This is a genomic window from Brevundimonas sp., assembly GCF_032107865.1.
Classification (GTDB): domain Bacteria; phylum Pseudomonadota; class Alphaproteobacteria; order Caulobacterales; family Caulobacteraceae; genus Brevundimonas.
In genome coordinates this window covers 14,177-33,217 of sequence record NZ_DAMCNG010000003.1, presented here as the reverse complement: position 1 = coordinate 33,217, position 19,041 = coordinate 14,177, and the positions used below count along the sequence as shown (strand labels likewise).

Genomic DNA, 19,041 nt, shown 5'->3' with positions numbered 1-19,041 from the left:
ACGCCTCGTCTGCGACGAGGTCGGATCACGCCCCAGCCCGTCGTTTCGATCAAGAACAGGCGGCGTCCGACCAGACCGAACGCCGCCAAGCGTCCCTTAGTAACGCAAACGCAGATAGACGCCAGCCGAGCGAGGCTCGCCCATCGACACCCGGTCCATGCCCAGGGCCTCCAGATTGACGATGCCGCGCTGATAGACTTCGTCCGTCAGGTTGCGCGCCCACAGGCCCACCTCGGTCTTGCCGTCCGGCAAAGCCCAGCCCAGTTCGCCGTTGACGGTCCAGTAGCCGTCCTGGCTGAGCCGCTCGACATTGCCCGAGCTGAAGTAGAACTTCGAGCGATAGGAGCCCGACAGGGTCATCAGCAGATCACCCTTGTCGCCCAGGCTGTGCTGATAGGACACAGCGCCGTTGAAGGTGAACTCAGGCGCGGTCGGCAGGCGGTTGCCCGAGAAGTCTTCGCCGACCGAGATGTAGTTCTTGTACTCGCTATCCAGCACCGCAGCGCCCAACGAGATATCCAGCCCCTTCATCGGCGCGACGGTCAGCTCGATTTCGGCGCCCTTGATGACGGCGTCGGAGGCGTTGTCGAGGATCGGCACACTGGTCGAGCCGCGCACGACGTAGCTGTAAACCTGCAGATCCTGATAGTCGTAGTAGAAGGCCGCCGCGTTCAGGCGGGCGCGACGCCCGAACAGTTCGCTCTTGAAGCCGGCCTCATAGGCGTTCAGCACTTCGTCGTCGTACGGACCCAGATCCTGAACGTCGGTGATCATGCCGCCTGCAAAGCCGCCGCTCTTGTAGCCGCGGTTGTAGCTGACGTAGGCGCGCGAGTTGTCGCTGATGTCATAGTTCAGCACGGCCCGGCCCGAGATGCTCTCGAACGACTTGGAGCCATGGAAGTCGACCAGGGTCACGCCCGCCTCGGTGAAGCGGCTGTGGTAGTCCATGGTCTTGTCGTCACGCGACCAGCGCAGGCCCGCGATCAGCGACAGGCGCTCGGTCAGCTTGTAGTCGACCTCGCCGAAGATGGCATAGCTCTCGGTCTTCAGGCTGTGCGGATAGTAGACGGTGCCCACGCCCATGGCGACGCCGTCCATCGGATCCGGCAGCATCTCCAGCAGGTCCAGGCCGATCTCGAACGAACTGTCCGACTTCAGGCTGTCATTCATGTAGAAGACGCCCGCGACCCAATCGAAGCGGCCGCCGCTGTTCGATTGCAGGCGGAACTCCTGAGTGAACTGATCCTGATCGACGCGGTAGAAGCCCTTGATCAGGTTGTTCGGGCCGGAATCCGTGTTCTCGTCGTCGCGGTGGCGGGCGTTGACGAAGCCGGTGACCGACACCAGCGACAGCTCGCCCAGATCGACCGTCGTGGTGACGTCAGCGTTGAACAGCTTCAGCCGGTCACGACCTTCCATCGAATAGTCGCCAGCATAGGGATCGCCGTCGGTGTCGACATAGCCCAGGGCGTCCGTGCAGGCCGAGGTGCCGTAGAAGGCCGGCAGGCACAAGCCATCTGCGCCGGTGGCTGCGGCCGTGTTGGGGATCAGCCCCCTCGCCTGCCCCTGCAGGGCGCCGTTGCGGCTGTTGCCGCCGCCGATGTGAGCCAGCACCTCGACGCGGTCGTTGGGCGTATAGAGCAGCGACATGCGCGCCGCCCAGCGGTCGCTGTCGTTGACGTTGTGGCCAGTCAGACGGTTCTTCGTATAGCCGTCGTCGCGGACGTAATTGGCCGCCGCGCGGAAGGCCAGAACGTCCTCGATCACCGGACCGCCGACGCCGCCTTCCAGCTCCATCCGCTCACGCGAACCGTAACGGGCGGTCAGGTCAGCCGTATAATAATCCGTCGGGCGACGGCTGGTGATGTTCAGGGCGCCGCCCGTGGTGTTGCGGCCGAACAGCGTGCCCTGCGGTCCGCGCAGCACCTCGACCTGCGACAGGTCGAAGAAGGAATCCAGTTGCATGATCGACGAACCACGGATCACCCCGTCTACATAGACAGCGGTCGGGCTGGGGTTGGTCGGGTTGAAGTCGTTCGAGCCGACGCCGCGGATATAGACCTTGGGCGCCACCGAGGAGTCACCGCCGTGCACCTGAAGACCTGGCGCCAGACCGCTGAGCTCCAGCACGTTGTTGACGTTCATCCGATCCAGATTTTCGCCCGAATAGGCCGTGATGGAGATCGGCACATCCTGTAGGTTCTGGGCGCGGTGACGCGCCGTCACCACGATATCCTCGACGGTTGCGACGTCCGGGGCGGGTTCCGACTGGGCTTGAGCGTTCGCCGCCACGGCGAGCGCTACAGTGCAGACGGCTCCGAATAGGTTGGTCTTCTTCACGCTTCTTCCCCTATGCCCCTATGTGTCGTTGAAATTAAATATGAGGCCATATTCATATACGCCTCATTCAGCCCAACCTGTCAATCAGCGCCAAGATCAACCGATGTCAGTGCTGGCGCCGGCGCCGATATCGGCCATAAACATCGATTATGACAAAGACGAACTTGAGTTGGCGATTCTGGATCGACCGAGGCGGCACCTTCACCGATGTGGTCGCTCGGGCGCCTGACGGTTCGCTCCGTACAGGCAAGCTGCTGTCGGTGAATCCAGAACAGTACGCCGACGCCGCCGTCGAGAGCATTCGCCGCATACTGCAGGCCGCACCCGGCCCGCTTGCGGCGGGACTGGTCGACGAAGTTCGCATGGGCACGACAGTCGCCACCAACGCCTTGCTGGAACGCAAGGGCGAGCCCACGGCGCTGGCGATCACAGCAGGATTCGGTGACGCCTTGAGGATCGGTTGGCAGGCCCGACCGGAGCTGTTCACCCGTCACATACGCCTGAACGATCAACTCTATGGCCACGTGGTCGAGATCGACGAGCGCCTGACCGCCGACGGCGCCGTTGATCGACCGCTGGACGAGGTGAAGGCGCGGGCTGATCTGACCCGCGCGTATGAGCTTGGCTTCCGCGCCCTGGCCATCGTCCTGGTCCACGGTTGGCGCTTCACCCAGCACGAACAACGGCTGGCGGAAATCGCGCGCGAGATCGGCTTCGACCAGGTCTCTGTCAGTCATGAGGTCGGCGCCCTGATCAAGCTGATCGGGCGCGGCGACACGACGGTCGCGGACGCCTATCTGTCCCCGATCCTGCGCGCCTATGTGGACCGGGTCGGCGGCGATCTGGGTGCCGCGACGCCGTTGCAGTTCATGCAGTCTTCGGGCGGGCTGACCGCCGCCGACGCCTTCCGGGGCAAGGACGCGATTCTATCAGGCCCGGCGGGCGGCGTGGTGGCCATGGCCGAGACCGCAAAAGCCGCAGGATTCGACCGTGTCATTGGATTCGACATGGGCGGCACCTCGACAGACGTGTCCCACTTCGCCGGGGACTATGAACGGACATCTGACGCCGTGGTGGCCGGGGTGCGTCTGCGCGCGCCGATGCTGAGCATCCACACCGTTGCGGCGGGCGGCGGCTCCATCTGCCGCTTCGACGGCGGACGCTTGAGGGTCGGGCCGGAATCGGCGGGCGCGTCGCCGGGACCGGCGGCCTATCGACGCGGCGGGCCGCTGACGGTGACCGACTGTAACGTCATGATGGGCAAGCTGAGCCCCGACTTCTTCCCTGCCGTCTTCGGCCCTGACGCCGACCAACCGCTGGATGCAGAGGCGGTGCGCACGAAATTCGAGGCCATGGCGACCGAGGTCGCCGCCGCTACCGACCGCCCCGTCACGCCCGGCGAATTGGCCGAAGGCTTCGTCACCATCGCCGTTCAGAGCATGGCCGAGGCGATCCGTTCGATCTCGATCCAGCGCGGCTATGACGTCACGAAATATGTGCTGAACTGCTTCGGCGGCGCGGGCGGGCAGCACGCCTGCCTGGTGGCCGATGCGCTCGGCATGACTCAAGTGCTGCTGCACCCGTTCGCAGGCGTACTGTCGGCCTATGGCATGGGCCTGGCCGAGGTTCGGGCCATTCGCCAGACGACCGTCGCCATGCCGCTCGCTCCCGCAACGGACACTGTCCTCGACGAACGGATCGCTGAACTGACAGGCGCGGCTCGCGCTGATCTGTCGGCGCAGGGCTTCGACGCCGCTGCCGTCTCGGCCATCGCACGCGCCGAGATCAAGTTCGCCGGGTCCGACACCCCCCTGACTGTGCCGTTCGGCCCGGTCGCCGACATGGCCGCCGCCTTCGAGGATACGCACCGCCGTCGCTTCGGCTTCTTCGCCGATGACAAGGCGCTGGTCGTCGAGACGCTGGAGGTCGAGGCTGTCGGCCACTCGGATCAGGCCCCGGAAACAGTGCAGGCCGCCGATGACGAGGCTTCGACGCCCGCCCCCGTCGCCGCCCTGAGCGTACGCATGGCGGGTAGAGATCGCCAGACGCCCGTCTATCGCCGCGAGGCGCTGAGGCCCGGTGCCCATGTCGATGGCCCGGCCATCCTGCTGGAAGACACCGGCACCACGGTCGTCGAGCCCGGCTGGCGCGCCTCCGCCGATGCAGCGGCCAACCTGTTGTTGAAGCGGGTCGTCGCCCTGCCCGCCCGCACCGCCATCGGCACGGACGTCGATCCGATCATGCTCGAGGTGTTCAACAGCCGCTTCATGGCCTGCGCCGAGCAGATGGGCGAGGCCCTGCGCGCCACCGCCTATTCCGTGAACATCAAGGAGCGCCTGGACTTCTCCTGCGCCGTCTTCGACGCAGGCGGGTCGCTGATCGCCAACGCCCCGCACATCCCTGTCCACCTGGGCTCGATGGGCGAGAGCATCCGAACTGTCATAACTTCGCGTGGCGATCAGCGGGATGGCCGGGGCATGAAGGCGGGCGACGTCTATATGCTGAACGCGCCCTACAACGGCGGCACCCACCTGCCCGACATCACCGTCATCATGCCGGTGTTTCTGGGCAGCGATGACGCCCCGGCCTTCTTCGTTGCGGCGCGCGGCCACCACGCCGACGTGGGGGGGATCACGCCCGGCTCCATGCCCGCTGACTCGCGCACCGTGGACGATGAAGGGGTGCTGATCGACGACTTCCTTCTGGTCGACGCCGGAAGGCTCTGCGAGGCCGAAACGCGCGCGCTGTTCGCGTCCGGCCCCTGGCCGTCGCGCAACATCGATCAAAACCTTTCGGATCTGAAGGCTCAGGTCGCCGCCTGCACGCGCGGTGCTCAGGAACTGATCCGCATGACCGGCGAGTTCGGTCGCGATGTCGTCACGGCTTATATGGGCCACGTTCAGGATAATGCCGAAGAAGCCGTGCGTCGCGCCGTCGCCGCCCTGAAGCCCGGCGCCTTCGCCTATGAGATGGACGACGGCGCCGTTATCCGCGTCCGCATCGATGTGGACGCCGAGGCCCGCAGCGCGGTCGTCGACTTCACCGGGACCAGCGACCAGTTGCCGACCAACTTCAACGCCCCGCTGTCGATCGCAAGGGCGGCGACTCTCTATGTCTTCCGCACCCTGGTCGATGACGCCATTCCGCTGAACGAGGGCTGTCTCAAGCCGATCGAATTGATCGTGCCGGAAGGCTCGATGCTGAACCCGCGCTACCCCGCAGCCGTGGTGGCGGGCAATGTCGAGACCAGCCAGGCCGTGGTCGATACGCTGTACGGCGCGCTGGGCGTTCTGGCCTCCAGCCAGGGGACGATGAACAACTTCACCTTCGGCGACGACACGCGACAGTATTACGAGACCATCGCCGGCGGCTCGGGTGCTGGGCCCGACTTCGACGGGACCAGCGCGGTTCAGACCCACATGACCAACAGTCGCCTGACCGACCCGGAGGTGCTGGAAACCCGTTTCCCTGTGCTGCTGGAGGCATTCTCTATCCGGCGCGGCTCGGGTGGCGAAGGCCAGCATCGCGGCGGCGACGGCGCCGTGCGGCGGATGCGTTTCCTGGAGCCGATGACGGCGGCCATCCTGTCCAACCATCGTCGTGTGCCTCCCTTCGGCGCGGGCGGCGGCGGACCGGGCGCGGTCGGCGTCAACCGTGTCGAGCGGGCCGACGGGCGGGTTGAGCCCCTAGGCCCCACCGCCGAGGCGGCCATGGCGCCGGGCGACGTCTTCGTCATCGAAACGCCCGGCGGCGGCGGCTTCGGCGCGAAAGACGCTTCCGCCGACTAACGATCCGCGCAACCATTCGGCGGACAGATTTCAAGACAGATTCTGGGGAGGATCTGAGCTCATGCTTGTGTTGATCGGCATTGCGATCGTGGTCGCGGGCTTTGTCGCGCGGATCAATCCGCTGGTGGTCATCCTGGTCGCCGCCATCGCCACCGGCGTGCTGGCGGCGGTCGGCCCCGGCGCGGATGCTCAGAGCCTTTTCCAGGCCGGGGTCGACACGATTTCGCGCTTTGGCCAAGCCTTCAATGACAACCGCTACTTCCACATTACCTGGCTGGTTCTGCCGGTGATCGGCCTGTTGGAACGCGCGGGCCTGCAGGAGCGCGCGCGCGATCTGGTGACCAAGGTCAAGGCGGCGACCGCCGGGCGGCTGATGCTGATCTATCTGCTGGTGCGCCAGGCGACGTCGGCGCTCGGCCTGACCTCCCTGGGCGGTCATCCCCAGATGGTGCGTCCCCTGATCGCGCCGATGGCCGAAGGCGCCGCCGAGAGCGAACACGGCCCCCTGACGGACAAGGTGCGCTTCCGCATTCGCGGCATGGCGGCGGGCACAGATAATATCGGCCTGTTCTTCGGCGAGGACATCTTCATCGCCATCGGTTCCATCGTGCTGATCGTCGGCTTCCTTGAACAGGCGGGCATCCGGGTCGAGGCGCTGCATGTCTCCCTGTGGGCCATCCCCACGGCCATCGTCGCCTTCCTGGTCCACGGCGCGCGTCTGTTGATGTTCGACCGGCAGGTGAAGAAGGATATGGCGGTTCCGAACGCCCCGACCGAAGTCGAGGGCGGCCAATGATCACGCTTGAGCACGCCTATATCGCGACCGGGCTGATGTTCGCAGCCTTCTCCATCCTCAGCCTGCGTGATCCGCAGAACCCGACTCGGTTCCGCAGCGCCCTGTTCTGGGGGCTGATCGCTCTGTCCATGCTGTTCGGCAGTTGGTTGGGCGGCTTCGGCAACGGAATGCTGGTGATCGCCCTGGTGATCATCGGCGCGACCGGAAAACTGGGCGTCGGCAAACCCGCCACCACCCCCCCCGAGCAACGCCAGGCCAGCGCCGCCCGGTGGAAGAACGCTCTGTTCGTGCCCGCCCTGATGGTGCCCCTGGTCGCCGTCGGCGGCACCCTGCTGGCCAAGCACACAGCAGCAGGCGCATGGCTGATCTCGCCGGTCCAGACCACGCTGATCTCGCTGGGGTTGGGCTGTGTCATCGCTCTGTTCGCTGCCATGGCCTGGTTCCGTCCGCCCGTGATGGCGCCGGTTCAGGAAGGCCGTCGACTGATGGACTCCATCGGCTGGGCGGCTCTGCTGCCGCAGATGCTGGCCTCGTTGGGCGCGGTCTTCCTGGCGGCTGATGTGGGCCAGGTGGTCGGCGATCTGATCGCGCAGGTTATTCCCATGACCTCAGCCTTTATGGCGGTGTTCGCCTATTGCGCTGGCATGGCCCTGTTCACCGTCATCATGGGCAACGCCTTCGCCGCCTTCCCCGTCATGACCGCCGCCATCGGCCTGCCCATTGTGGTGCATCAGTTCGGCGGCGATCCCGCCATCGTCTGCGCCATCGGCATGCTGGCCGGGTTCTGCGGAACGCTGATGACGCCCATGGCCGCCAACTTCAACGTGGTGCCCGCCAATCTGCTGGAGCTGCCGGACCGCAATTCGCCCCTCAACGGCGTCATCCGCGCCCAGTTGCCGACCGCGGTCGTCATGCTGTTCGCCAATATGCTGCTGATGTACTTCCTCGCTTTCCGGTTCGGATCATGACGCAAAGCCTCGACCCCGCCCTCGCCTCCCGTTTCTCCGCCACGGCCCTGGGCCATGTGACGCGCGAGTATCCCAACCACATCATGCATGTGCTGACAGGACCGCAGGACGCACGCACGCCGCGTGACATGCATCCGATCTTCTTCGGCAGCTTTGACTGGCATTCCTGCGTGCATGGCTGGTGGACCCTGTTCACCCTCTATCGCCTGCACCCCCAAATGGCCGAGGCGCCCAGTATCCGCGCCCTGGCCGACGAGTTGTTCACGAGGGGCAACGTCGCCGGAGAGGTCGCCTATCTGATGCGTCCCGAGGCGCGAGGTTTCGAGCGCCCCTACGGCTGGGCCTGGCTGCTGATGCTGGCCGCGGAACTGGAACGCCATGACACCGATGAGGGCCGCCGCTGGACTGAAGCCCTGCTCCCGCTGGCCCAGGTTTTCGTCGAACGGTTCAAGGCCTTCCTGCCGCTGGCCGACTATCCGGTGCGGACGGGCACGCACTACAACACCGCCTTCGCCCTTCGTCTGACGCTGGACTACGCCGACGCCCACGATGCCGAGTTGGCCGCCCTGTGCCGCACCGCCGCCCTGCGCTGGCACGCCGAGGATCGCGACTGCCAGGCGTGGGAGCCGTCACAGGACGAGTTCCTGTCGCCCGCCCTCATGGAAGCCGCCCTGATGCAGCGGGTGCTGTCGTCTGACGCCTTCCGCGCCTGGTTCGACGCCTTCCTGCCCGCCCTGGCCGACGGACGGCCTGCGACCCTGCTGACGCCCGCCCGCGTCAGCGACCGTACAGACGGCAAGATAGCCCATCTGGACGGTCTGAACCTGAGCCGCGGCTGGTGTTGGCGCGAAGTCGTGGCGGGTCTGCCCGCCGATGACCCGCGTCGTGCGATCGGAGAAAAGGCGGCGGCCATCCATCTGGACACCGCCCTGCCCCACGTCACCGGCGACTATATGGGCGAGCACTGGCTGGCCAGCTTCGCCTTGCTGGCGCTGCTTTCCGCCTGACGGCGCTGACGGGCGGGCTTCCTAGAGCGTGTTCTTGTGAATGCGCCCGGCCTTCATGATCAGCTTCATCGTGCGGTCCGGATCGGCGATTACGGAGATGTCCGCCAGCGGATCGCCCTCGACCACCAGAAGGTCGGCGTAGGCGCCGGCCTCGATGCGCCCCAGCTTCGCCGGATAGGGATTACGCGGCCCGGATAGCTTCAGGATCTCTGCGTTGCCGCCTGTCAGCATCCGCAGCACTTCGGCCGCGCCATACCAGCGCGCGAACTTGGCCAACTGCTTGCCCTGTGTCGTCGTGCCCTTGGGGCTGAACAGGATATCCGTGCCCAGGGCCATGTTGACCTTGTGCGTGCGGCCCCATTCGACCGCGCGAGCCGTGCCTTCAGCGATGATCTGCTGTTGGGCGCGCTGCTCAGGCGAGGGGTAAACATTGGCGTCCTCGTCGGCCAGGAAAGGCTGGATGCTCCACCAGGCGCCGGCGTCCGCCATGCGCCGCACGGTCTCCTCGTCCGCCATCTGTCCATGCTCGATGGACTTCACCCCGCTGGCGACCGCTCGCTGGATGCCTGCCGGCGTATAGGTATGAGCGCAGACATAGACGCCCCAGTCGGCGGCGGCCGCCACCGCCGCCTTCATCTCGGCCTCCGTATATTGCAGGGCGTCGACCGGATCGTAGGTCGAGGCGACGCCGCCGCCTGCGTGGATCTTGATCTGGCTGGCGCCGAGCATCAGCTGCTCACGCACACGGCGCAGCACTTCGGCCTCACCGTCAGCAATGGCGGCGATTCCGGCCTGTTCGGCGACGCTGAGCGTGCTTTGGGACGTCCGAGGCAAGTCAGCCCGCATCCGGAAGTCGCCATGCCCCGAGGTCTGGGAGATCATCGAGCCCGACGGATAGATGCGCGGCCCGGCGAAACGCCCTTCGTCAATCGCCCGCTTCAACGCAAAGCTGGGGCCGCCCATGTCGCGAACGGTCGTGAAGCCCCGCATCACCGTGCGCTCGGCTTCCTGAGCCGCCACGAGGTGCAGATAGGGAATATCCGCGGTCATAGCCGCCATCTGGGAAATGCCGGCCAGCATGGTGTGCCAGTGAGCGTCGATCATGCCGGGCATCAGAACACGTCCGCCGCAATCCACGACATCGGCGTCGGCGACAATCTCGCCCGCCTGAACCAGCGACTGAATCATGTCGCCGACGATGAGGACGTTGCGGTCTTCGATCAGGCGAGCGCTCGCTCCGTCGAAGATCCGCACATTGGCGAGCAGGCGCGGCTTGGCCGACGCCTGGGCGAATGCCGGCGAAGCGACGCCAAGCCCGGCCGCAGCGAAGCCCGCCGCCGCACCGGCCAGGATGGAGCGCCGCGACAAGCCCGCTTCCATGCGGGCCAGGAGCTTTTGCGCCTGGGGCGAATGACAGGCGCACGTCACGCCATGTTGCAGAGGCCGCTGCTGCGCGATTCCGCCGAACCAGGTCTTCAAGAGCACATCCTCACCAATCGAGCGGCCATGGCCGCATGCCAACGCGATAAGAACGGCTACGCTATTTCGATTCCGCAAACGATCGGGGGGATTTCACCGGTCGCGACCACCCGTCGGCGAAGACGGTCGTTTTTCGCTACGAAGCTTGAGATCGTGATGTTCGGAGGGACGCCCCGAAGGGCGATTTCTTCAACGAAAACCGATGGCTGGGGAACTAGGACTCGAACCTAGAATGACGGTACCAAAAACCGTAGTGTTACCATTACACCATTCCCCAGCGGTCCGGTGTGCCCCGCCGCCGCAGTGCGTTGCGGCGAGGAGCGGTCATCTACGCCAAGGCTCCGGGGGATGCAACACCTGAAAACGAAAGAATTTTATCGACCCGAGACTTTTTTCCGGAGCCTCATTTACCCGCTTGCGAGGTCCGGTCGGCATGGCTATAAGCCCCCTCCTCGACGCAGATGGCGGCCCTACGGACCGTTTGATTTGCGAAAGTCGGAGTGTGGCTCAGTCTGGTAGAGCACCGCGTTCGGGACGCGGGGGTCGTAGGTTCGAATCCTATCACTCCGACCATCTTTCCTTAAAATGTGAATGCACGCGGTACAGCTCAGGCCGTGCCTTTTCGTGCGCCGCTGCTAGGCTTGCGGCATGACGCAACTTCTTTCCTCTTCCGAAGTGCTGGATTTCTGGTCTGACGCCGGGCCGGACAAATGGTTCGCCAAAGACGTCGCCTTCGACCGTACATTCTCAGATCGCTGCTGCGACACCCATTACGCCGCCGCACGCCGAGAACTGGATCACTGGATTGAAACGCCTGACGGCGCCCTGGCCCTGATCATCCTACTGGATCAGTTGCCGCGAAACGCCTTTCGCGACACCGCCCATATGTTCGCAACCGATCCCCTGGCGCTCGGCTTTGCAAAGGAAGCGATCCGGCGAGGTCACGACCAAAGCGTCGCATCGGAACTGCGCGCCTTCATCTTGATGCCCCTGATGCACTCTGAAACGCTGACGGATCAGGAACAGCTTCTGACTCTCCTCGATGCGGAGAGCGAACCGGAAACCTACAAGTTCGCCGTCATCCACCGCGACATCATCGCCCGCTTCGGTCGCTTTCCGCACAGAAACGCCTGCTTGTATCGCAGCACCACGCCTCAGGAGGCCGAGTTTCTAAGTTCCGGAGGTTTTTCAGGATAAATTTCAAAGACCTTTGATTGCTTCGCTGTTACAGCAAAGCTAAGGCCGGTTGATCCTCAACAGCCAGCCGCAGACATCATGAATCGCTTCGCCCTTGCCCTGACGGCAACGTCCGCTCTCATCGCAACCTCAGCTACGCCGACTGAAGCGCAGATTTTCGGTCGACGCGGCAATGCGGAAGCGGCTCAGGTCATCAATGAGACGCCGCGCTGCACTCAGAACCTGGGCACTGTGGCGATCGCCGAAACTCAAGGCGTCCTGTTCGATCAAATGGGTCTGGGGGCGCCGACCGAACTGCTGCGCACCGTGATCCGCGAATCCGGCTGCTTCACCCTGATCGAGCGCGGACCGGGCATGGATCTGGTAGAACGTGAGCGCAGCCTCGGCGGCGCCGCCCGTGTCCGCACCGCCGACTTCGTCCTGGTCGCTGAGCTGGCCAATCCGATCGAGCCGACTGACAACGATCGCGGGTCCGGCCTGCTCGGTTCGCTGGCGGCGGTGGGCGGCCGAGCCCTGCTCACCGCCGGCATCGCAGCGGCGACGGGCGGAGACATGAGCGGAGGTCTAGGCGGCGGCGGTCTTGGTGGCGGCGGCCTCGGCGGTTTCGGTGGTCTGGGCAGTCTAGGCGGTCTGGGCGGTCTGGGCGCGGAATCCGGCCTGAACCCCTTGCAGATGCAGGCCCTGAACGCCGCCGCGAGCATGGCCGGAAACGTTCTGGGCGGCCAGCGCGGGCAACCTGCTCAGGGGCCGGCCCCTGCCCTGGCCGCCAATACGGTCGAACGGATTCGCGATCTCAAGAAGGACATCGGTCGCGGCAAGGAAGACGCTCAGGTCGTCTTCTCCCTGGCCAGCGTGCCCCTGGCCGAAACGGTCGGCAATACGCGCGCCGTAGCGAACAAGGACGACCTGCGCGGCCTACATATCCGCGACAATCACTTCGGCGGTCGCGTCGGCGCGGGCTATGAAAGCGAAGATGAAGGCAAGGTCATCGCCCTGGCCATGGTGCGCGGCTATGCCGACCTAGTGACCAGTCTGGGCGGAACCGGCTCCCAGATTCCGGAAGTCACCCGCGCCAACCGCGAGGCGATCGCGGCCGAAACCGCCGGCCGAGAAGCCGACGCGCGCCGCCAGGCCGCAGATGAGCGCCGCGAACTGGAACGAGGCGAGCGCGAACGCGAAGCCGAACGCCGCCGCATCCGCGATGAAATCCGCCGCGAGGAAGACGACCGCCGCCGCTATGCCGAGCGCCCATCCATGTCGCCATCGATGTCGAGCCGCAGCCTGGCGTTGCCGACGATCCTGCGCGCGGCTCCTGACGGCGACACCATCCGCCCGCTGGCCGCCCGCGACATGGTCTTCCTCACCGGCAAGTCGCGTGGAGACTGGGTCGAAGTGCTGGACGGCGACGACAACATCGGCTGGGTGCAGAACGAGCGCCTGACGCCGACGTACTGACCCTCAGTCGTCACAACCGAAACAGGAACGCCCGCCGGTCAGATCGGCGGGCGTTTCTCTTTTCTGTGAGCAAGCGAATCAGGCGCCTGCCCTCGAACACGAATCAGCGGCATCCTTGTCGCCATGAACGCCGCCGTCGCCCTCGCCGATCTCGAAGCCCGCACGGCGGCCGCGCCCGCCGACCATCCCGAGTGGCAGTATCTGAATCTGCTGCGGGACATCCTCGACAACGGCGTGCGGCGCGACGACCGCACCGGCACCGGCACCCTGGGCGTCTTCGGCCGCCAGATGCGCTTCGACCTGTCCAAGGGCTTCCCCTTGCTGACGACGAAGAAGCTGCACACGCGGTCGATCTTCATCGAGTTGCTGTGGTTCCTGCGGGGCGAGACCAACATCGCCTGGCTGAAGGACAACGGCGTCAGCATCTGGGACGAATGGGCCGACGCTGACGGCGACCTCGGCCCCGTCTATGGCAAGCAGTGGCGCTCATGGGCCGCCCCGAACGGCTCGAGCATCGACCAGATCCAGAAGCTGGTTCACGGCCTCAAGACCAATCCCAACAGCCGCCGCCACATCGTCAGCGCCTGGAACCCGGCCGATGTGGACGACATGGCGCTGCCGCCCTGCCACTGCCTGTTCCAGTTCTTCGTCGCTGACGGAAAGCTGAGCTGCCAGCTGTACCAACGCTCGGCCGATGTCTTCCTCGGCGTGCCGTTCAACATCGCCTCCTACGCCCTGCTGACGCACATGCTGGCCAAGGTCGTGGGGCTGGAGCCGGGCGACTTCGTCCACACCTTCGGCGACGCCCACCTGTACCTGAACCATCTGGAGCAGGCCGAGCTTCAGCTCAGCCGAGCGCCCCTGCCCCTGCCGACCCTGACGGTGGCGGACAAGGACGACCTGTTCGGCTTCGAACTGTCGGACTTCGTGCTGAATGACTACCAGTCCTGGCCGCACATCAAGGCCGCTGTCGCGGTCTGACGCGACCTGATCTCCGATGAAACTCACCGACCTCCAGGCGGACGTTCTCCGCATCTCCGACATCTATGCGCGCGAACATTCCATAGATCGCGACCGTGACTGGGCCTTGCTGAAGCTGCAGGAAGAACTGGGCGAGCTGACCGCCGAGCATCTGCGCCTCACCAGCCGCGCCCGCGGCGCCGCCGACCCGCAAGCCCTGGCCGACGAGGCCGCGGACGTACTGGGCATGCTGCTGATCTACTGCGACCGTGCGGGCGTGGACCTGAACGCCGCGATGCAGCGCAAATGGCTGAGTTGGCTGAAAGACTGAAGAGCTAGCTTGACCTTCCCAGAGAACCATGTCCGACTAACGTCAGTATGTGGTTTGGAGGGGGAAAATGGCCAAACTTCCCAAGAAGTTCACCGATAGAGTCCGGGCGCGTCTGAAGCACTTTCAAACGATTGCCGTATCCCAACGCGCACGAGATGTATCGGAAGCCGATACCGTCACGTTGGTAAAAGACATTTTGGCTGAAGTCTTCGGCTACGACAAATACGCTGAGCTCACGAGCGAACATCAGATTCGTGGGACATTCTGTGACCTCGCAGTTGAAATGGATGGCGCTATTCGCTTCCTGATTGAGGTCAAGTCAGCCGGTTCGACATTGAGCGACGCGCACCTTCGCCAAGCCGTAAACTACGGCGCGCATAAAGGCATCGAGTGGATTGTACTGACCAACGCCGTAGAATGGCGCTTCTATCGTGTCCGCTTCGCTCAACCTATCGGTTGGGATGAGGTCGTGAGCATCTGCTTGCCGGATCTATCAACACGCTCTGAGGATGATCTTCAGAAGCTATTCTTGCTTGCACGCGAAGGCTTGGCGGCAGACGCCATCACCGCGTTCCACCAGCAAGGGCAGCTTTTCAATGCCTTCACAGTTGCCCACGCGGCGCTTTCCGAGCCCGTCATAACCTCAATTCGCCGGGAGCTTCGTCGCGCATTCCCTGAACTCAAGATTGATGCTGAAGCTGTCGAGGAGATGATGCGTCTGCACGTCATCAAGCGCGAATTGGTCGATGGCGAAAAAGCTGATGAGGTTCGTACAAAACTGCGGAAAGCCGTCCAAAAAGTGCAACGTGCAGCACGTCGAGCGGCGCAGGTCGAGGAAGTCGATGAACCTGCGGATGCGTAAACTCACGTAACGACGACTGGCGAATTCGGCGTTTTGAGCGCACCCTCTCTGCGATCCGCCATCAGGCGGTGACTGGAAACGGGAGGGTTTCATGGTCAAGAAGTTCGCCGCCGAACTGGTCGGCACGCTGGTTCTGGTGCTTTTCGGGTGCGGCGCAGCCGTACTGGGTGGGTTCGATCACGTCGGGCAGTTGGGCATCGCCCTGGCCTTCGGCTTCGCCATCGTGGCCATGGCCTATGGCATCGGGCCGGTGTCGGGGTGCCACGTCAATCCGGCCGTCAGCCTGGGCGCCTTCGTCGCCGGACGGATGAGCGCCAAGGACATGATCGTTTACTGGATCGCCCAGTTCATCGGCGCGATCATCGGCGCGGCCATCCTGGGCATGATCGCCAAGACAGGCTTCGCCAGTCTGGGCCAGAACGGTTTCGACGCCGGATCGCCGGGCGGGTACGGCCTGCACGCGGCGCTGATCTTCGAGATCGTCGCCACCGCAATCTTCCTGATCGCCATCCTGGGCGTGACGGGGGCCAAGGGGCACGGCGCCTTCGCCGGGGTCGCCATCGGCATCACCCTGGCCGTCATCCACATCGTCGGCATCCAGGTGACGGGCGTGTCGGTCAACCCGGCCCGCAGCTTCGGCCCCGCCCTGCTGGTCGGAGGCCAGGCGCTGAGCCAGGTCTGGGTCTTCTTCGTCGCCCCGGCGATCGGGGCGGTGATCGGCGGCCTGCTGTTCCGTTCGAAACTGCTTGAGCCGGACGCCTGATCAGGTCGAGACGGCGCTGTCCGGCGCCGTCATCGGCATGCGCGCCAGCCTGGCGCTGAGCGCATCCTTGTCTTCGGGCGCAGGCGCCAGCACGACGCTGTTCTTGACCGCGCCCAACGACACCGTGGCCCTGTAGGCGAAAGCCTGACCTTCACGCGCGACGAGGCTGACGACCGCAGCGTTGTTCTGAGGGCCGGCCAAGCCGCCGAAACCGGCGGCCAGTTCATGCTCGCCCGGATCCACGGCGACGGCGGTGAACTTGCCGCCCTTGATCTGGGCGAACTCCCGGCCGTCCAGCGCCAGGTTCATGCCCGCAGCCATAGCCACGAAACCTTCGCGATAGACGATGACCAGGGCCTTTCCGGGCGGCGGCGTCAGGCTGGCGACGTTGGCGCGCTCGGCGTCGGATGCGGCGACGCCAGCCCTGTTCCCCGCCAGATTGGCCATGATGTAGGCCGTGAAGGCGCCGGCGAAGAGGCCCGCCATCATCGGCAACACGCCCAGGTCCGCACCGACCGCTCCGCCCAGGAAGCCAAGAAGGAAGGAGACGACCAGCAGGACGATGAATCCGACGATCAGCGGCTTGGCGTACTTGTTCACACGAGGCTCCGAGGGCATTTGAAAGTGACGTTCCAGCATCAAACGGACAATCAGCTTGGCTGTTCCCTCCATCGCCCTCGTCGTTGCCCGCGCCAAGAACGGCGTCATCGGTCGTGACGGCGACCTGCCCTGGCGACTGCGCTCGGATCTGCAGCGTTTCAAGGCCGTGACCGTGGGCAAGCCCTGCATCATGGGCCGCAAGACCTGGGAGAGCCTGCCGTTGAAGCCCCTGCCCGGCCGCCTGAACATCGTCCTGACCAAGGATGAATCCTACGCCGAGGCGGGCCTGGCCAAAGGGGCCGTGGTCTGCGCCACCCTGGACGAAGCCCTGTCCATCGCGCGCGAGCAGGCGGCGGAGGACGGCGTGGCCGAAGTCTGCGTCATCGGCGGCACGGCGATCTTCGCCGCCGCCCTGCCCCGCGCCAGGCGTCTTTACATCACCGAGGTCGAGGCCGAGCCTACAGGCGATGCCGTCTTCCCGCCTTTCGACGAAACCGCCTTCGTCCGCACCGCGTTCGAACCGCACAAAGCGGGCGAGAAGGACGACCACGCCTTCGCCTTCACCGTTCTGGACCGCCGCTGAATCTAAGGGAGAGCCATATGATCGTCGCCACCACCAATGACCTGGCCGGTCATCGCGTCGTGCGCCAACTGGGCGTGGTGCGCGGAATCACCGTGCGCTCGCGCAACGTCATCTCCGACGCCATAGGCGGGGTGCAGTCGATGATCGGCGGCAAGGTCGGCGCCTACGTCAAACTGGCCGAGGCGGCGCGACAGGAAGCCTATGACGACCTGATCGCCCATGCGCAGGAGATCGGCGCCAACGCCATCCTGGCCATGCGCTATGACGCCAATGAGATCATGCCTGGCGTGACCGAGGTTCTGGCCTACGGCACCGCCGTGGTGGTCGAACCCGTCTGAAGCTAGCGGGCGATCGTCACGCTGACCGGCGCGCGGGCGGCCACGGCCTTGGCCGTCGAGCCCATCAGCCAGTTCACCAGCCCCTTACGATCGCCCGTGCCCACGACAATGTGGTCCGCGCCCAGTTGGGCGGCGGCGGCGATCAGGGCGTCGGCGACATCGTGCCCCTCGATCGTCACCGCCTCGACTGAGTTGCAGTGACGGCGGGCCTCGGCCATCGAGCGGGTCAGGATGGCCTCCTGCTCCTCGACCTTCCAGGTGCGAATGTCAGGGTGGCCGCTGGCCGAACTGAGCGGATTGACCGCCACCAGCGCCAGCTTGCCGCCCTTCGCCTTGGCCAGTTGCGCCGCCAGACGCACGGCCGCTTCGGCATGCGCGCTGCCGTCGATGCCGCAGACGACCACGGACGTTTGCTGTTCAGCCATCATCCCCTCCCTCAGAGATCTAACGCCGCAGCGACCTGCGCGGCGATCTGGTGGAAACGGTCGGACGCCGGGTGCTGCGGGTCAACGGCGACCAATGGCCGCCCCGCATCGCCCGCGCGGCGCAGCGCCCCGTCCAGCGGCAGGTCGCCCAGATAGGGCGCATCCAGACGCGCGGCCTCGACCTCGGCGCCGCCGGTCCCGAACACTTCGCCGCTCATGTTCTCGATCAGGCCCAGGGTCGGCACGCCGACCTTGGCGAACAGGGTATGCGCCCGGCGGGCGTCGGCCAGGGCCACTTCCTGCGGCGTCGAGACGATCACCGCCCCGTCCAGCGGCGTCTTCTGGATCAGGGTCAGTTGCACGTCGCCGGTGCCGGGCGGCAGGTCGATGACCAGAACATCCAGCGGCTGCTCTTCCGTCCCCCAGCGCGTCTGGGTTAGCATCTGGGTAATGGCCTGCGACGCCATCGGTCCGCGCCAGATCATGGCGTCCTCGGCCTTGGTCAGCAGGCCGACCGACATGGCTTTCAGCCCATGCGCCATATGCGGAACCATGGCGCCGTCCTCATAGGCGGGCTGGCCCGACAGGCCCAGCATGGTCGGCAACGACGGGCCATAGACATCGGCGTCCAGCACTCCGACCGACAGGCCGCGCGCCGCCAGAGCCGCCGCCAGGTTGACCGAGACCGTCGACTTGCCGACGCCGCCCTTGCCGCTGGCCACGGCCAGGACGCGCTTCACATGGGCGGGCCGGTCGGTCGGGACCGGCGCCTTGGGCCGCCCCTGATCGGTCGCAGCCTTCGACAGACCCGCCGTACGGCGCGGCGCGGCGGTCACGGCCTCGGCGGTCAGGACGACGGACACCCGCTCCATGCCCGGCAAGGCCTTCAGCGTCGCTTCAGCCGCATCACGAACAGGGGCGTATAGCGCCGTCTCGCTGGCTGGAACCTCCATGACGAAGCCCGCACGCCCCTCGGCCACGACCAGCCCCTGGACCAGCCCCGCCGTCGCCAGCCCCTGGCCCGACTTCGGGTCGGTCACGGCGTCAAGGGCGGCGAGAACGGCGGCGCGGTCGGTCACGATAGAAGCTCCTTGTGGCCCGACGGACTTGCCGGGCCGGTTACGGGCGTTCTATCGCCCTAAGCGTCCG

The 19,041-nt window shown here is 65.5% G+C and carries 17 protein-coding genes and 2 tRNA genes; 13 read left to right on the top strand and 6 right to left on the bottom strand.

The window, feature by feature from the left end; translation table 11 throughout:
* Nucleotides 1-96: 96 nt before the first annotated feature.
* Complete coding sequence (locus RT567_RS00800) at nucleotides 97-2,340, bottom strand: TonB-dependent receptor (protein ID WP_313573658.1); 2,244 nt, start codon at nucleotides 2,338-2,340, stop codon at nucleotides 97-99.
* Between the two features lie 149 nt (nucleotides 2,341-2,489).
* Between RT567_RS00800 and RT567_RS00795 the strand changes: the two genes are divergently transcribed.
* From RT567_RS00795 to RT567_RS00780, 4 genes are all read left to right on the top strand, one after another.
* On the top strand, nucleotides 2,490-6,128 hold the full coding sequence (locus RT567_RS00795) for a hydantoinase B/oxoprolinase family protein (protein ID WP_313573656.1): 3,639 nt from the start codon (nucleotides 2,490-2,492) through the stop codon (nucleotides 6,126-6,128).
* Between the two features lie 61 nt (nucleotides 6,129-6,189).
* Nucleotides 6,190-6,924 carry a DUF969 domain-containing protein gene (locus RT567_RS00790; protein ID WP_313573654.1) on the top strand — a complete coding sequence of 245 codons (735 nt, stop codon included), beginning with the start codon at nucleotides 6,190-6,192 and terminating at the stop codon, nucleotides 6,922-6,924.
* Nucleotides 6,921-7,892 (top strand): DUF979 domain-containing protein, encoded by a 972-nt coding sequence (locus RT567_RS00785; RefSeq protein ID WP_313573652.1) that lies wholly within the window; start codon nucleotides 6,921-6,923, stop codon nucleotides 7,890-7,892. The genes RT567_RS00790 and RT567_RS00785 overlap by 4 nt, the downstream gene beginning before the upstream one ends.
* Nucleotides 7,889-8,899 (top strand): DUF2891 domain-containing protein, encoded by a 1,011-nt coding sequence (locus RT567_RS00780; RefSeq protein WP_313573651.1) that lies wholly within the window; start codon nucleotides 7,889-7,891, stop codon nucleotides 8,897-8,899. The genes RT567_RS00785 and RT567_RS00780 overlap by 4 nt, the downstream gene beginning before the upstream one ends.
* Before the next feature lie 21 nt (nucleotides 8,900-8,920).
* On the opposite strand, the gene RT567_RS00775 is transcribed toward RT567_RS00780, so the two are convergent.
* A complete protein-coding gene (locus tag RT567_RS00775) occupies nucleotides 8,921-10,384 on the bottom strand; it encodes an amidohydrolase family protein (RefSeq protein ID WP_313573649.1) in 1,464 nt (487 codons plus the stop codon).
* Nucleotides 10,385-10,581: 197 nt separating this feature from the next.
* Nucleotides 10,582-10,655 (bottom strand) — tRNA-Gln (locus RT567_RS00770).
* 219 nt (nucleotides 10,656-10,874) lie between these two features.
* Between RT567_RS00770 and RT567_RS00765 the strand changes: the two genes are divergently transcribed.
* The 7 genes from RT567_RS00765 to RT567_RS00735 all read left to right on the top strand — a co-directional run bounded on the left by RT567_RS00765 (nucleotide 10,875) and on the right by RT567_RS00735 (nucleotide 15,946).
* A tRNA-Pro gene (locus RT567_RS00765) sits at nucleotides 10,875-10,951 on the top strand.
* Between the two features lie 75 nt (nucleotides 10,952-11,026).
* Nucleotides 11,027-11,575 (top strand): DUF924 family protein, encoded by a 549-nt coding sequence (locus RT567_RS00760; protein WP_313573647.1) that lies wholly within the window; start codon nucleotides 11,027-11,029, stop codon nucleotides 11,573-11,575.
* A gap of 78 nt (nucleotides 11,576-11,653) precedes the next feature.
* The gene (locus RT567_RS00755) at nucleotides 11,654-13,030 is read left to right on the top strand and encodes a hypothetical protein (RefSeq protein WP_313573645.1); all 1,377 of its coding nucleotides are present in this window, start codon (nucleotides 11,654-11,656) and stop codon (nucleotides 13,028-13,030) included.
* A 123-nt stretch (nucleotides 13,031-13,153) separates the two neighbouring features.
* Complete coding sequence (locus tag RT567_RS00750; protein WP_313573643.1) at nucleotides 13,154-14,011, top strand: thymidylate synthase; 858 nt, start codon at nucleotides 13,154-13,156, stop codon at nucleotides 14,009-14,011.
* 16 nt (nucleotides 14,012-14,027) lie between these two features.
* Nucleotides 14,028-14,321 (top strand): phosphoribosyl-ATP pyrophosphohydrolase, encoded by a 294-nt coding sequence (locus RT567_RS00745; protein WP_313573641.1) that lies wholly within the window; start codon nucleotides 14,028-14,030, stop codon nucleotides 14,319-14,321.
* A 67-nt stretch (nucleotides 14,322-14,388) separates the two neighbouring features.
* Nucleotides 14,389-15,183: a type I restriction enzyme HsdR N-terminal domain-containing protein gene (locus RT567_RS00740; RefSeq protein ID WP_313573639.1), complete on the top strand. Its 795-nt coding sequence runs from the start codon at nucleotides 14,389-14,391 to the stop codon at nucleotides 15,181-15,183.
* A 91-nt stretch (nucleotides 15,184-15,274) separates the two neighbouring features.
* A complete protein-coding gene (locus tag RT567_RS00735; RefSeq protein WP_313573637.1) occupies nucleotides 15,275-15,946 on the top strand; it encodes an aquaporin in 672 nt (223 codons plus the stop codon).
* Here RT567_RS00735 and RT567_RS00730 read toward each other — a convergent pair whose 3' ends face one another.
* Nucleotides 15,947-16,546, bottom strand: a complete 600-nt coding sequence (locus tag RT567_RS00730) for a hypothetical protein (RefSeq protein WP_313573635.1) — start codon at nucleotides 16,544-16,546, stop codon at nucleotides 15,947-15,949.
* Nucleotides 16,547-16,601: 55 nt separating this feature from the next.
* On the opposite strand from RT567_RS00730, the gene RT567_RS00725 reads away from it, so the two are divergent.
* Both RT567_RS00725 and RT567_RS00720 read left to right on the top strand, forming a co-directional pair.
* Nucleotides 16,602-17,129: a dihydrofolate reductase gene (locus RT567_RS00725; RefSeq protein ID WP_313573633.1), complete on the top strand. Its 528-nt coding sequence runs from the start codon at nucleotides 16,602-16,604 to the stop codon at nucleotides 17,127-17,129.
* Nucleotides 17,130-17,146: 17 nt separating this feature from the next.
* A complete protein-coding gene (locus RT567_RS00720; RefSeq protein WP_003165113.1) occupies nucleotides 17,147-17,467 on the top strand; it encodes a YbjQ family protein in 321 nt (106 codons plus the stop codon).
* 2 nt (nucleotides 17,468-17,469) lie between these two features.
* Here the strand turns inward: RT567_RS00720 and RT567_RS00715 are convergent, their stop codons facing one another.
* On the bottom strand, nucleotides 17,470-17,892 hold the full coding sequence (locus tag RT567_RS00715; RefSeq protein ID WP_313573631.1) for a universal stress protein: 423 nt from the start codon (nucleotides 17,890-17,892) through the stop codon (nucleotides 17,470-17,472).
* Nucleotides 17,893-17,903: 11 nt separating this feature from the next.
* On the bottom strand, nucleotides 17,904-18,971 hold the full coding sequence (locus RT567_RS00710) for an Mrp/NBP35 family ATP-binding protein (protein WP_313573629.1): 1,068 nt from the start codon (nucleotides 18,969-18,971) through the stop codon (nucleotides 17,904-17,906).
* Nucleotides 18,972-19,041: the final 70 nt, after the last annotated feature.